At 47.4% G+C, this 12,453-nt stretch carries 14 protein-coding genes; 6 read left to right on the top strand and 8 right to left on the bottom strand.

Features of this window, described 5'->3' with window-relative positions; translation table 11 throughout:
• Positions 1 to 29 precede the first annotated feature (29 nt).
• The 4 genes from AWU56_RS12065 to AWU56_RS12050 all read left to right on the top strand — a co-directional run bounded on the left by AWU56_RS12065 (position 30) and on the right by AWU56_RS12050 (position 1,504).
• Positions 30 to 383 carry a cupredoxin domain-containing protein gene (locus AWU56_RS12065; RefSeq protein WP_006956216.1) on the top strand — a complete coding sequence of 118 codons (354 nt, stop codon included), beginning with the start codon at positions 30 to 32 and terminating at the stop codon, positions 381 to 383.
• A gap of 214 nt (positions 384 to 597) precedes the next feature.
• The gene (locus AWU56_RS12060) at positions 598 to 1,038 is read left to right on the top strand and encodes an EMC3/TMCO1 family protein (RefSeq protein WP_286682676.1); all 441 of its coding nucleotides are present in this window, start codon (positions 598 to 600) and stop codon (positions 1,036 to 1,038) included.
• Between the two features lie 34 nt (positions 1,039 to 1,072).
• On the top strand, positions 1,073 to 1,318 hold the full coding sequence (locus AWU56_RS12055; RefSeq protein WP_050750003.1) for a DUF5676 family membrane protein: 246 nt from the start codon (positions 1,073 to 1,075) through the stop codon (positions 1,316 to 1,318).
• Between the two features lie 45 nt (positions 1,319 to 1,363).
• A complete protein-coding gene (locus AWU56_RS12050; protein WP_278043239.1) occupies positions 1,364 to 1,504 on the top strand; it encodes a cupredoxin domain-containing protein in 141 nt (46 codons plus the stop codon).
• A 142-nt stretch (positions 1,505 to 1,646) separates the two neighbouring features.
• Here AWU56_RS12050 and merA read toward each other — a convergent pair whose 3' ends face one another.
• From merA to merT, 3 genes are read right to left on the bottom strand one after another with little or no spacing between them, the layout of a single operon-like run.
• On the bottom strand, positions 1,647 to 3,050 hold the full coding sequence (gene merA / locus AWU56_RS12045) for a mercury(II) reductase (RefSeq protein ID WP_286682675.1): 1,404 nt from the start codon (positions 3,048 to 3,050) through the stop codon (positions 1,647 to 1,649).
• 55 nt (positions 3,051 to 3,105) lie between these two features.
• Positions 3,106 to 3,405 (bottom strand): mercury resistance system periplasmic binding protein MerP, encoded by a 300-nt coding sequence (gene merP, locus AWU56_RS12040; RefSeq protein WP_006956212.1) that lies wholly within the window; start codon positions 3,403 to 3,405, stop codon positions 3,106 to 3,108.
• Positions 3,406 to 3,418: 13 nt separating this feature from the next.
• Entirely contained in the window at positions 3,419 to 3,769 is a 351-nt protein-coding gene (merT, locus tag AWU56_RS12035) for a mercuric ion transporter MerT (protein ID WP_272977604.1), read from the bottom strand.
• A 74-nt stretch (positions 3,770 to 3,843) separates the two neighbouring features.
• Between merT and merR the strand changes: the two genes are divergently transcribed.
• Positions 3,844 to 4,287 (top strand): mercury resistance transcriptional regulator MerR, encoded by a 444-nt coding sequence (gene merR / locus AWU56_RS12030; RefSeq protein ID WP_006956210.1) that lies wholly within the window; start codon positions 3,844 to 3,846, stop codon positions 4,285 to 4,287.
• 48 nt (positions 4,288 to 4,335) lie between these two features.
• Here merR and AWU56_RS12025 read toward each other — a convergent pair whose 3' ends face one another.
• From AWU56_RS12025 to AWU56_RS12005, 5 genes are read right to left on the bottom strand one after another with little or no spacing between them, the layout of a single operon-like run.
• Positions 4,336 to 4,671, bottom strand: a complete 336-nt coding sequence (locus tag AWU56_RS12025; RefSeq protein ID WP_006956209.1) for a YnfA family protein — start codon at positions 4,669 to 4,671, stop codon at positions 4,336 to 4,338.
• A gap of 2 nt (positions 4,672 to 4,673) precedes the next feature.
• A complete protein-coding gene (locus tag AWU56_RS12020) occupies positions 4,674 to 5,561 on the bottom strand; it encodes a cation diffusion facilitator family transporter (RefSeq protein ID WP_286682674.1) in 888 nt (295 codons plus the stop codon).
• Positions 5,562 to 5,620: 59 nt separating this feature from the next.
• Positions 5,621 to 8,818 (bottom strand): efflux RND transporter permease subunit, encoded by a 3,198-nt coding sequence (locus tag AWU56_RS12015; RefSeq protein ID WP_286682673.1) that lies wholly within the window; start codon positions 8,816 to 8,818, stop codon positions 5,621 to 5,623.
• 11 nt (positions 8,819 to 8,829) lie between these two features.
• Entirely contained in the window at positions 8,830 to 9,975 is a 1,146-nt protein-coding gene (locus AWU56_RS12010; RefSeq protein WP_006956206.1) for an efflux RND transporter periplasmic adaptor subunit, read from the bottom strand.
• A gap of 3 nt (positions 9,976 to 9,978) precedes the next feature.
• A complete protein-coding gene (locus AWU56_RS12005) occupies positions 9,979 to 11,229 on the bottom strand; it encodes a TolC family protein (protein ID WP_286682672.1) in 1,251 nt (416 codons plus the stop codon).
• A 211-nt stretch (positions 11,230 to 11,440) separates the two neighbouring features.
• Here AWU56_RS12005 and AWU56_RS12000 point away from each other — a divergent pair, with 211 nt between their 5' ends.
• A complete protein-coding gene (locus AWU56_RS12000) occupies positions 11,441 to 11,626 on the top strand; it encodes a hypothetical protein (protein ID WP_006956204.1) in 186 nt (61 codons plus the stop codon).
• Positions 11,627 to 12,453 lie beyond the last annotated feature (827 nt).

Here is a 12,453-nt window from a genome sequence, read left to right as displayed (position 1 = left end):
CTAACACTGACGCATTCAGGAGAATAAACATGTTATTCATTAATATTGCTGGTATCACTTTGATCGCGCTGATCGTCTGGTGGTTTTGGCTTTACAAGCCCCAGCAGCTGAAGCTGGGAGAAGGTGATTTGGTGATTGCCGTCGAAAACGGTACCTACTCGCCTTCGAGAATAAAAATACCTGAAGGTAAACCGGTTGAACTTAAGTTCCTGCGGAAGGATCAATCGCCTTGTTCTGAAACTTTGCTCATTCCCAAGCTAGAAATAAGTGAAACGTTGCCTTCTAACAAATTAAAGCAAATTCAAATACCAGCGCTGGAACCCGGAGAGTACGACTTTCATTGCCAGATGCAAATGTATCGGGGAAAGCTAGTTGTCGGTTAAATGGCTTAAAACGTCCAGGTCACAATATGAGCTTTAAAAGTTTCCCGTTAGATTCGATGAAATTCAATTTCATCGAAGGCATTGAAGGATTCGGCAATAAATATCGCCGTTATATGAGGTCTACGTCAGCGTGGGCTCCAAGATTTAACGATAGTGAAACAAAGTAAAATTAATGAGACCAATACAATTTGGTCATAGTCAAGAGGGTAATAAAATGAAAAAAGTACTTTCAGCTTTAACTATCACAGCTTTAATGACCTCTCCTGTCTTTGCTGATGCACAGCATAAACATGGTGATGATAAAACAGGTTCAATGAGTGGAATGATGCATCATGAAAAAATGACATCAATGAATGAGCACATGCAAGAAATGCGCGAAGCTATGGAAAAAATAAAAAGCGAATCCGATCCCAAGAAACGTAAAAAACTAATGGAAGAACACATGAAGTCAATGCAGAAGGGAATGCAAATGATGAACCATGGGATGGATAAAGGCATGAACAAAGGAGAACATAAAAAGGGAGACAAAGCAGAGCAAATGGGCAAAGAGAATATGATGAATAAAATGAAAATGATGGAGCATAGAATGGATATGATGCAAATGATGATGGAGCAGATGATGGAACATCAGAGTGAAGAAAAAAAGGAAATGTAGTAGAGATTAAGCTCTCCGTTGGAAATGCCGCTACTTGCAGTGTGCAAGTAGCGGTACTTTCGCAGTTTTATGGGGAGTTTGTAGCTTGCTAGTGCTTATTATGCCCTCTAGCATGATGGCTTTAACAGAAGGCATGGTTCACGGAAAACTCTCTGGTTTCGAGTGGCATTTGAGTTTTAGTGGATTTGTTACGGGATTATTCGGGTGGTCCTTGGGAGCTATGATTACTGGCTGGCTAATTGTAACGTTATATAATAAACAAATGAAAACGGCTAAATGAGATTGTTGTCAAACTGGAAGCCTTTAAATCTGTTGCTCTGAAACTTTGCTTATTCCTGATCTGGGGATCAGCTATACTTTACCGACCAATAAGTTAAAGTTGATCGAATTGCCAGTATTAAAGACCGGAGAATACGATTTTCATTGTCAGATGCAAAGGTATCTAGGAAAACTTATTGTCAAATAAGTGAGACAAATAAGAGCTAATATGAATGAAAAAAAAGTGCTTATAACAACTATTATCACTCCTGAACTAGCTTAACCTATCACCAACCAGCAGCTAAACCCGAAATATTGGTAACTGTCCAGTGAAGTTAAGCTAGGTTATCTCACCCAGCGCAGCAAGATAATTGGCTAACATCTTTAGTAAACGTTTGAGCGCATAATTTTAAGCCTTCTACCATCGTAAGGTATGGGAAGAGCTCATCAGCCAACTCATTGACTGTCATTCCTGCTCTTATCGCCATTACAGCAGCTTGAATCAACTCACCAGCTTCTCCTGCGACGACTTGAACACCGAGCAGCCGGCCGCTGCCACTTTCTGCGACAATTTTTATAAACCCTTGGGTATCGAAGTTAACCAATGCCCGTGGGACATTTTCAAGGCCCAACGTGCGGCTTTCGGTGACGTAACCACCAGTTTTAGCATCAGCTTCTGATAAACCCACCGTGGCGACTTGTGGATCAGTAAAGATAACCTCGGGCATGGCACTGAGATCAAGATGCGCATCACCGCCCGTCATGTTAATAGCGGCTCGGCTGCCGCCTGCGGCGGCGACATAGACAAACTTCGGCTGATTCGTACAGTCGCCTGCCGCATATACTCTTGAGTTAGAGGTTTGCATGCGATCGTTAATCGTTATGGCACCGCGCTCGGTTTGTACGGCGATGGTTTCTAAATCGAGGTTTTCCGTATTGGGCGTGCGGCCTGTGGCCACGAGCAGTTGTTCTGCTTTTAATGTTCCGGCATTGGTTTTGAGAATGAAGTGTTGTCCGTCGTAACGCACTTCGCTGGCTTCTGTATGCTCAAGCACATTGATGCCTTCGTGATAAAAAACAGTGGCTATTGCCTCACCAATGGCAGGCTCGTCTTGGGATAACACCCGACTGCGAGCCAAAACAGTAACTTCACTACCGAGACGCGCGAAGGCCTGTGCTAATTCAAGAGCAACGACCGAGGCTCCAATAATAGCGAGGCGCTTAGGAATGTTACTTAGCCCTAATGCGCTTGTCGAAGTAAGGTAAGGGGTTTCAGCTAAGCCGGGGATGGGTGGTTGTGCGGGTCGGGCCCCGGTGCCGATAAAAGCACGGTCAAAGTGAACCGTTTGCTCACCGCCATCGCAAAGTGATACGGAAAGAGTTTCATCGTTTATAAAGCGGGCTTCGCCGTTAATAACGGTAATGGCGGAATTCTCTCTAAGAATACTCTGGTATTTGGATTCACGGAGTTCTTCTACCCGAGCCTGTTGTTGCTCGAGGAGAGCTGATCGATTTACCTTAAGAGTATGGGTACTTAAGCCTTTATCAAAAGGGCTTTCTCGCCGCAGTTGGGCGATATGAGCCGCTCGGATCATGATTTTAGACGGGACACAGCCAATATTGACACAAGTTCCGCCAATAGTACCTCTCTCAATGAGCGTCACTCGGGCACCTCCCTCGGTCGCTTTGAGTGCCGCAGCCATCGCACTGCCGCCGCTACCAATGACAGCAATGTGTAAATTGTTACTACTCATAACGGTTACTCCTTGGTCTTTCAGTTTTACAGCAGCTATAAGGCATTGTGATGTTTCATGACTGATTTTTTGGTGCCGTTGCTTTCAGTGTTGATGGGTATCCTGCATTTGTCGTTGCTTCAGTGAGCTGCTTAACTGACGTTTTTTCGTCGTCGAATGTCACGGTTGCATCCCGCTCTTCAAAACGGACATCGACGGCGCTCACACCTGCGACTTGGCCAAGTGCAGCTTTGACGGTAATTGGGCAGGTGACGCATGTCATACCGGGTACTGATAGCGTGACGGTTTTCTCAGCCGCCAATGCGGGCATGCTAAACAGTAAAAATAAAATGGTTGTTATCATTGCTTTTTTCATCGTGTATTGCCTCCTAGTAAAAGAAAGGAACAGCATAGGGGTACGCCAGTGCTGTTAAAGTAAGCACCGCAACGAGCCAAAACATCACTTTGTAGCTCTTACGAGCACTTGGCGTTGCGCAGGTGTTATCAGGGTTGCAGTCATCAGCACGCCGGTATATTCGACGCCAGGCAAAGAATATGGCAATCAATGCAATGGCAATAAAAATGGGTCGATAAGGCTCAAGTGCTGTGAGGCTCCCAATCCAGGCCCCGGATACACCGAGTGCAAGTAATATGAGGGGACCCAGACAACACGCAGATGCCAGAGTCGCTGCGATCCCTCCCGCGAGAAGAGAGCCCCGACCAGATTTTGAATTTGACATAAGAGTAACTCCTTCGGGCATTTTGCTTTAATGTGTTAATCTTAGACCCGTACCTCACTACGGAAGCAATAGCTATGTTAAAAAAACGCAACGTAATGACAATTGGCACGCTGGCCAAAACAGCCGGCGTGGGCGTGGAAACGGTGCGCTATTATCAGCGCCGAGGGCTAATGAGCGAGCCGGAGAAGCCGTATGGGGGGATCCGACATTACGACGAACAAGCGCTTGCTCGGCTTCATTTTATTCGCGCGTCTCAATGGCTCGGATTTAGTCTGGATGAAATTGGTGAGCTATTAACTCTGCAAGATGGCGCTCATTGCGATGAAGCACGGGAGCTTGGAGAGCAAAAGCTCACCAGTGTTCGTCGAAAGATATCGCACTTACAGCAAATTGAACAAGCGCTGAATGAGTTGGTGCAAAAATGCAGCGCCGGACACGGAGATGTCTATTGTCCACTGATGGCCTCGCTTAATGACGGGGTTGAGGACGCTACGACGGACAAACATAAGGTGCGCTAGTCTGTGTAAAACTTTTGAGTGGAGTTCTTTAACTGAATTGCTTTATAGCTAACGCCAGCCATACACAAGAATCCCCATACCGGTTAGCACAAACGTCGTGCCAATCAGGTCGAAATTGGATAGTGGCGATTTATCGACAATTCGCAGCCAGACTATGGCAGTTAACACGTAAATACCACCATAAGCTGCGTAGACCCGCCCGCTTTCCGCTGGATGAAGTGTTAATAAGTAAGCAAATAAAGCTAAGCTTATTGCTGCCGGAATGAGCAACCAAACGGAATGGCCCTCTTTGAGCCATAGGTAGGGTAAATAGCAACCGACAATTTCGGCAATTGCGGTTGCAATAAATAACCCGAGCGTTTTCAATAAAAATAATGCACTCATTATCAGTTGTCCCTACACGCTTCATCAGGATCTTCTAATTCTACTGTTGTATGGCTTAAAGCATAGGGCGCAAGGACGTTATCGATGCGCTGTTTTAAGTCGCTACGAGCCTCAATATCAAGGTTCTTAGTTAACACCAAATGAACGGTTAATACATGCTCCTCGCCATCTAGTGACCAAAAATGCAGATGGTGTAGGTCAGCAACATGAGGTAGCTCCAGCAAAGTGTCAGCGACTTGTCTGTAGGTTTCTTTGTCCGGAGTTGCTTGTATGAAGAGTTTCAGCGTTGCCCACAGGTTGCGCAGCACATTCACTAAAATAAATAGAGTAAAACCAATCGACAGTAGCGGATCGAGAATTGGCCAATCCACAAACAGCAAAACAATACCAACGATAAGTACAGTAACCCAGCCGAGAACATCTTCCAGCAAGTGCCAGTTAATAACGCGCTCGTTTAACGTTTTACCTTCTGACAATTTGTAAGCGGCAAATCCATTAACTGTAATGCCAACGACGGCTAAAGCGATCATGCCATCAGCGATGGGCATTTGAGGGTTCCAGAGTCTGGGAATCGCTTCCACAAGTACCCAGGCAGAGCCTGCGATTAAAACAACGGCATTAATAAATGCACCGGCAAGATTGAGTCGCTTATAACCGTAGGTAAAGTGTTGGTTAGCCTGTTTTTTGCCAAGTTTATTTAGTATCCACGCGAGACCTAACGACAGGCTATCGCCAAGATCATGAACGGCATCAGCTAAAATGGCGGTACTGTTGGTAAGAAAGCCACCAATAAACTCGATAATGGTGAAAACAAAGTTAAGAACAAATGCCCACCCTAATCGGTTGGACGGCATGTCCTTTGAGTGATCATGGTTATGGTGATGCCCCATAATACGTTCCTCTTTGTAGTAGAAGGGGCGGCAATAACCGCCCCCTTAAGTGCTGAACCCTAACGGCTCAGATCCTTAATTTTTTGTTTCGAAAACCAAGGATAGAGCACGGGTAAGATAACCAGTGTTAGCAATGTCGCAGACACCAAACCGCCAACAATGACGGTGGCCAATGGACGCTGAATTTCAGCGCCTGCGCCGGTTGCAAACAGCATGGGAATGAGTCCTAACGCTGAGGTTATTGCCGTCATTAATACCGGGCGTAGTCGCGACCATGCGCCATCAAACACGGCATCATTAACTGCATGCCCATCGGTTATTCTCTGGTTTATACTTTCGACCAGAACCACACCGTTTAGTACCGCCACACCAAACAGTGTGATGAAACCCACGGCGCTGGGCACCGATAAGTACTGTCCTGACACATAGAGAGCCACAATACCGCCGATGACTGCCAATGGTACATTCACCAAAATCAACATGGCTTGACCCATGGTGCCGAAAGCAAAATAAAGCAGCAGGGCGATGAGTGCCAGCGATATGGGAACGACAATGGACAAGCGCTCCTGTGCTCGTTGTTGACTTTCGAACTGGCCACCAATATCGACTGAGTAACCGGTTGGTAAATCCACCTTCTCGTCAATCGCCTTCCGAATATCGGCAACCACGCTACCCATGTCACGACCCTGAACGTTCGATTGAATCACAACGCGACGCTGTACATCATCACGACGGATTTGCGGTGGTCCTGATTCAATTGCGACGTGGGCGACTTCGCCTACGGTTACCCAGGCTCCCGAAGGAGTTAACAAGCGTAACGAGCGAATAGACTCCGGCGTATCGCGGAATTGCTTGGCCAGCCGCACGTAAATATCATAGCGCTCATTACCGCGAATGATCTGGCCTGCCGAAGCGCCACCCAAGCCATTGTCGACAACGCTAAGTACATCGGAGACATTTAAGCCGTAGCGTGAGAGTTGTTGGCGTTTCGGCGAAACCACCAGTTGTGCTTCACCTTTTATTTGCTCCATCGCTACTGCAACGGCCCCGTCAACCTGCTTGACGGCACTTTCTATTTCCTGGCCTTTACGGGCCAACACGTCAAGCTCGGGTCCAAATAGTTTGATGGCTAGCTGCGATTTTACACCTGAGAGCAGTTCATCAACCCGTGTTGCAATAGGTTGTGAAAAATTAAACAACAAGCCTGGGTGAGCATCTAGTTTTGCCTCCATTTTTTCTTGTAAGGCGTAGCGATCGGATGCCGTTGTCCATTCAGACTGCGGCTTAAGACCCACATATAACTCGATGTTGCTGATAGGCTCTGGATCGCCGCCCACTTCAGCTCGTCCAATGCGGCTGAGTGCGTAGGTGGTTTCCGGGAACGACATCAGGATTTTTTCAAGCTTCGGAGCCACCTCTAAGGCCGTTTCAAGGTTAGAGGAGGGGGCTAATGTCACGCGAATATTAATCGTGCCTTCTTCCAATTCGGGCGCAAATTCTGTGCCGAGACGAGGCACTAACACCAAAGCGCCGACAAACAGCACACCGGCCAGGGTAATAACAGCCTTTTTACTGCGTAACGCCACCGATAATAGTCTTTTATAACCATTATCTAGTGGTTTAAGCAGTTTATTTTCACGAGGCTTAATACCCCGACTGAAAAAGTAACTGGCTAATGCCGGTACAACCATGATGGCCACAAAAACCGCGGAGATAATGGCCAACATAATACTGATAGCCATGGGCTCAAATAATTTAGCTTCAACACCCTGAAAACTAAACAGTGGCATAAAGACCACCAAGATAATCATGGCGGCAAAGAATACCGGTCGTGCCACTTCGTTCGCCGCTTCCTTAACTCGCAGCTTGATACCATGGCTATCGAGTTCGGCTGCCTGAGGATCTGGGTCGCGGTGCTCTGTGCGTTGCTCGGCGTCGTCTTGGTGTTCACTATCCGGACGACTTAAGTGCTTAAAGATGTTTTCAACCATCACCACGGAGCCGTCGACCAGCATACCAATGGCAACAGCAATCCCGCCCAGCGACATCAGGTTAGCTGACATGCCCATCGCGGACATTACCATCAGGGCAATGGCGATAGAAACGGGAATGGACAGTAACACTAAAAAAGTAGCGCGTATGTTGAGCAAAAACAGTGCTAATACTGCGATAATAAAGACAAAGGCAATGAGCAGTGAATATGCGACCGTAGATACGGCTTTTTGTATTAAATCGGCCTGATCATAATACGGCTCAAAGGTGACACCCTCGGGTAATGCTTGCTGAATAAGCGGAATGCGCTTTTTAATACCGTCGATGGTGGCTTTGGTATTCGAGCCCTTGCGTTTGAGCACAATACCCGACACCACTTCGCCCAGCTGGTTGACCTCGCCGTCGACTTTACGCGACATTGAGACCGCTCCCTGGCGAATTTCACTGCCGATTTCGACGTCGGCAACCTGGCCCAGTGTTACGGAAACGCCGTCAACGGTTTTGAGCGGTATTTGTCGTATTTGTTGCAGGCCTTTTTTACCGCTTTCCAGCCAGCCGGTGCCGCGAATAACCAACTGCTCCTGACCGCGGGGCATATACCAACCACCAACGTTACCGTTATTCTTGTTGACCGCGCTCATCACATCTTGCTGGGTAAGGTCGTAAGACAGCAGCTTGGCGGGATTGAGGTTAACCTGATATTGCTTAACTTCACCGCCAAAGGACAAGACTTCGGTAATTCCCTCAACGGGCATCAGTAGCAGTTTAACCACATAGTCGTTAAGACTGCGTAGCTCCATGCTACTGACACCAGAGCCCGGCTCGGCAAGTAGCAGATACTGATAAACCTGGCCGAGACCGGAAGAGTTAGGGCCCATTTCGGGCGTGCCGACTCCCTCTGGAATCAACTCCTTTGCCGCTTGCAGCCGCTCGAATACCAGTTGCCGGGCAAAGTAGATATCGACACTCTCGTCAAATACCACGGTAATGCCCGATAAACCTGTTTTTGAGATTGACCGAACTTCTTTGACGTCGGGCAGGGCATACATCACCGACTCTATCGGATAGGTAATAAGCTGCTCGACTTCGGTCGCTGCTAATCCTGGTGCTTCCGTATTTACCGTTACCTGAACGTTGGTAACATCGGGAAAGGCATCCAGATTAAGTTTGGGAATAATAAAAAATGACGCAATGCTGATGCTGAATAAAGCCAATACCAATAACAGGCGATTGGCGACAGCAAACTGAATAATGCGCTGAAACATACAACCTCCTGTTAGTGGTTATGTGGGTCAAAACCGCCTTTAGCGATTTGTGAGCGAACGAAAAACGCGCCGTTGTCTACGTATTTTGTGCCTTCCTTAACGCCTCGAATAACTTTCCACGGACCCTTTTCATCAACCAATTCGACTTTCTTCGGTTCAAACTTTCCGGGTTCGTGCTCAATGAATATCTGCCAGTCACCATCAGGTGCCCGCATTAAGGCTGAGTCCTTAACTGCAAGCACCGGTCCATCGGACTTGACTGAGAAATAAACATCCGCAAATAAACCAGGGTGTAATTGGTCCTTTTCGTTATTTACCCCAAGTCGTACCGTTCGGGTTCGGGTTTTATGGTCTATTGTGTGGCCTTCCTGAATGACTTTTGCCGCAAAGCGCTGATTATCGACACTTACCGTAACAGCATCACCAAACTGCACATTAAGGTCAGCTGAGCCTGGTAGCCGAGCATTAACCCACAGGGTTTCTTCTTGCAGCACTTCAACCAAGTGGTTACCGGCATTAACTTGCTGGCCCTGCTTAAAGTTATCGCTAACCACAATCCCGCCAATTTCTGAGGTCAGTTGGTATTCGCCGATAGGGTAGTCAGCTTTACTTAAACGCTTAATATCACTGGCTGACATACCAAATGCTTTGAGTTGCGCTTGCGCTGAGGTAAAGGCGTTTTTCGCTTCGACAAAGCGTTTTTCACCCACCGTTGACTCACCGAGCGACTGCACGCGTTGCCATTCGTTAAGTGTGACCAAATACTGACTTTGCGCCTCCGCCATGATCGCGCTGAAGAGGGTGGCTAGTGGTTCACCTTTTTCGACGTGGTCGCCAATACTGACAAAACGTTTGAGCACGGTCGAATCGATGCGCGGACTCACGATATAGCTATTAAAGTCGTTAGCAACCACCTCGCCCGGGGCATAAACCGGATATTCAATGACTTGAGTTTGCAAGGTTCGCGTGGTGATATCTGCCATGGATAGCTGCTTGCTGGATAGCTCCACGCCTGAGCTTTCCTTATGTTCACCTTGCTCGTGTTTGCCTTCTTCCTTGTGGGTATCTTCTTTTTCGTCGTGTCCGTGTTCATCCTGCGCCATAACCGAAAAGCTCAGCGCAAGTGCTATTGCTGCGTATAAAGGTTTTACTGACATCGTTTACTCTCCAATCTCTGCGTTTGTTGGCTGGCTTAACGGCGATAACGTCAGTGCTTTACTGAGTTCGCCCGAACGGTACAACCATTCAATGGCGGCCAACCGATATTGTGTTTGCAGCGCTATCCCTGCAAATTGGCTATCGAGCTGCTGTTGCACAGCGGTGAGGTAGTCTGTGGTGGATAGGTCACCGGCGAGCCAGGACTGCTCAATCACCTGCATCGACTCATCCTGCCGAGATTGAAAGTCTCTTTGCCAGCTTTGCCACTGTTTTTTCACAAAACGATAATTGTTAAGAGACGATTTCAGTGCTGCTTGCCATTGTTGCCTTAGTGCAATCAAACGTTTTTCTTCAGCAACAGCTTCGCTATTGGCTGCGCGCACCGCATCGCTGTAGTTATTGCGAACCTGTAGTGGAATGCTGAATGATAAGCCAATTACTGTTTCGTTATCGCTCTCGCCCGCTTCGACGCCTACGGTTGGGTTGGCGGTGGTTAACGAGCGTTTCCAGTCGACATCGGCGCGCTTTAATTGCCATTGCAGGTAAGCGGCTTTTAACGCTGGATGTTGTTGCCAACGAGCCGTTAACGCAGGTTCAACGTTAAATAGCTCCTCATTAATGGAGAGTTGACCGACATCAGACGTTGTTAGCAGAGCGTTTAACTCTGCTTCAGCGGATTGCAGTTGTTGATAAGCCGCTGCCGTTTGTTGCAGTTGCCGACTTAGCGCGAGTACCGTCAGTTGTTCGTCGACGGCACCTAAGTCACCGGCTTTACGTCGTTCGGCAACCAGGCTTATCGCCTGTTTAACGATTTTCTCTTGCTGCTCAGCCAGTGCGTAACGCTGTTTTGCGTCCAGCCATTGCACATAGGCATTCAACAAAGTTTTAGCATGCGATGTCGCCGACTGGCGATAAATACTCACTGCCATAGCCGTCATGGCGTCACTCTGACTGGCCCTTGCTTCATTGCGAGTGCTCCAGTCCAGCGTCTGGCTTAGACCAACAGCGTAATTATTGATGTCACCATCGCGCTCTAAGCGTGACGATAAGCTAGGGTTGTACAAAGGCTGATTTAATTGTTTGCCCTGTTGGATCAGCGCTTCAGCCTGCTGTTGAGCGGCTTCAACACTGGGGTGTTGCTGCACAGTTTTTTGCCATTGCTCGGGCAACTGTTGTGCATTGGCGTAGCTTGAACTTATTGCCAGACTTACGGCAACAAACAAGCGTTTGCTATGTGTCGAAAACGGACCCATAGATAGACTCCTCAGTCATATTACTGCGTAAAATAATGATTTAGTTGCGCTGCTAAAGCAGCGTATTAGGCAGCTATGAGGAGATGGGAGGCCGGAACAGCGGCGATGATAGTGGGTTAGTGTAAAACTCAGTATACCCAAGACGTATTGTGCCCATTCGTGGTAACGCGAGAGTTTTTTCAGCCTTCATGGCATATAAATGAAATGAACCATGGCAGTGACAGCAATGATGGTAGTCAAAGCTGATTTCGCCACTTTTAGGGAGATTGCGCTTATCGATGTGGGATTCGTCATGCTCAAAATTGAGGTGTTGCTCAGAAGAGGATTGGTGAGATTGATGCACATCAGCAACCGCCTGACTGATTTGAGTCAGAACAGCAACAAGCACCAGTATTAAAAATCCGAGTCTAAGCATCATTACCTATGGTTTAAAAAGGCGTCACTACGGTACATTAATTAAAAGTCGTTCTCAATCAAAGCTTGAACTTCCCATAATTTAAAAGATATATCATCAAAAAGAGTGGTTCTGTTTTGATTACTACTAAGTTCCTAAAATAAGGAAATGGGAACAAGCAAACTCATTAATGCCAGGCTATTTCTCCTTTTATACCATCTTAAGTACTGAAAGTCACGTCTTACAGCAAAAAAAGAATTCGAGCATGGTGGAAGTACAAGCGGGTAACCGTCAAATTAATTACCTACCCAACCTACGATCAGCAGGTTGCTGATGTTTGGGATCTGGGTGTGAACCTAGTGTTAAGGCTCTCGGGTTTCCTGTCCATCAAACTTGAAAGCATGAACGATGACCAGCCTGACGCTGGTAGGGAAAGGAACCGAAACCAATGGTCTCTCGGCTTGGATGAGGCTCCAATTAGTTGCAATCACGTTTCGAGGGCGTTCGTCCAGATTGGCAAGGGAGTTGGTATTATACTGGGTACTCACTCAATGCGAGAAAACCGAGGCTACCACCTTTATAAGAGCACGAACGACATCGCCAGTGTAATGAAAATGCTGCGTCACAGCCCTTAGGCAGTGAAGTTGCGTTACATAGGAGCCGCTCAGGGAGATCTTGGCCTCGGCGTTGTCGAGATAGAGTTATAGGGACTGAGGATCCCTATTTCTTTAGGGTATACGGATTTAATGGTTGATGGGGCACCTTCACCCCATCAATCTGATACCACCCTCAGATGGTTGATAGATCGACTCCGTAGTTGAGTTCCTCTG

The organism is Idiomarina sp. T82-3 (assembly GCF_001577655.1).
GTDB classification, from domain to species: Bacteria; Pseudomonadota; Gammaproteobacteria; order Enterobacterales; family Alteromonadaceae; genus Idiomarina; species Idiomarina baltica.
The sequence above is the reverse complement of the archived record's forward strand: the minus strand, read 5'-3'. Positions and strand labels throughout refer to the sequence as shown.

What these genes read in the sequence shown, in the direction of transcription:
- AWU56_RS12025 (WP_006956209.1), bottom strand. Translation starts at nt 4,671, where the DNA reads ATGAGTGCATTATTTTTATTGAAAACGCTCGGGTTATTTATTGCAACC.
- AWU56_RS12010 (WP_006956206.1), bottom strand. Translation starts at nt 9,975, where the DNA reads ATGTCAGTAAAACCTTTATACGCAGCAATAGCACTTGCGCTGAGCTTT.
- AWU56_RS12020 (WP_286682674.1), bottom strand. Translation starts at nt 5,561, where the DNA reads ATGGGGCATCACCATAACCATGATCACTCAAAGGACATGCCGTCCAAC.
- AWU56_RS12065 (WP_006956216.1), top strand. Translation starts at nt 30, where the DNA reads ATGTTATTCATTAATATTGCTGGTATCACTTTGATCGCGCTGATCGTC.
- merP (WP_006956212.1), bottom strand. Translation starts at nt 3,405, where the DNA reads ATGAAAAAAGCAATGATAACAACCATTTTATTTTTACTGTTTAGCATG.
- merR (WP_006956210.1), top strand. Translation starts at nt 3,844, where the DNA reads ATGTTAAAAAAACGCAACGTAATGACAATTGGCACGCTGGCCAAAACA.
- AWU56_RS12000 (WP_006956204.1), top strand. Translation starts at nt 11,441, where the DNA reads ATGGCAGTGACAGCAATGATGGTAGTCAAAGCTGATTTCGCCACTTTT.
- merT (WP_272977604.1), bottom strand. Translation starts at nt 3,769, where the DNA reads ATGTCAAATTCAAAATCTGGTCGGGGCTCTCTTCTCGCGGGAGGGATC.
- merA (WP_286682675.1), bottom strand. Translation starts at nt 3,050, where the DNA reads ATGAGTAGTAACAATTTACACATTGCTGTCATTGGTAGCGGCGGCAGT.
- AWU56_RS12015 (WP_286682673.1), bottom strand. Translation starts at nt 8,818, where the DNA reads ATGTTTCAGCGCATTATTCAGTTTGCTGTCGCCAATCGCCTGTTATTG.
- AWU56_RS12005 (WP_286682672.1), bottom strand. Translation starts at nt 11,229, where the DNA reads ATGGGTCCGTTTTCGACACATAGCAAACGCTTGTTTGTTGCCGTAAGT.
- AWU56_RS12060 (WP_286682676.1), top strand. Translation starts at nt 598, where the DNA reads ATGAAAAAAGTACTTTCAGCTTTAACTATCACAGCTTTAATGACCTCT.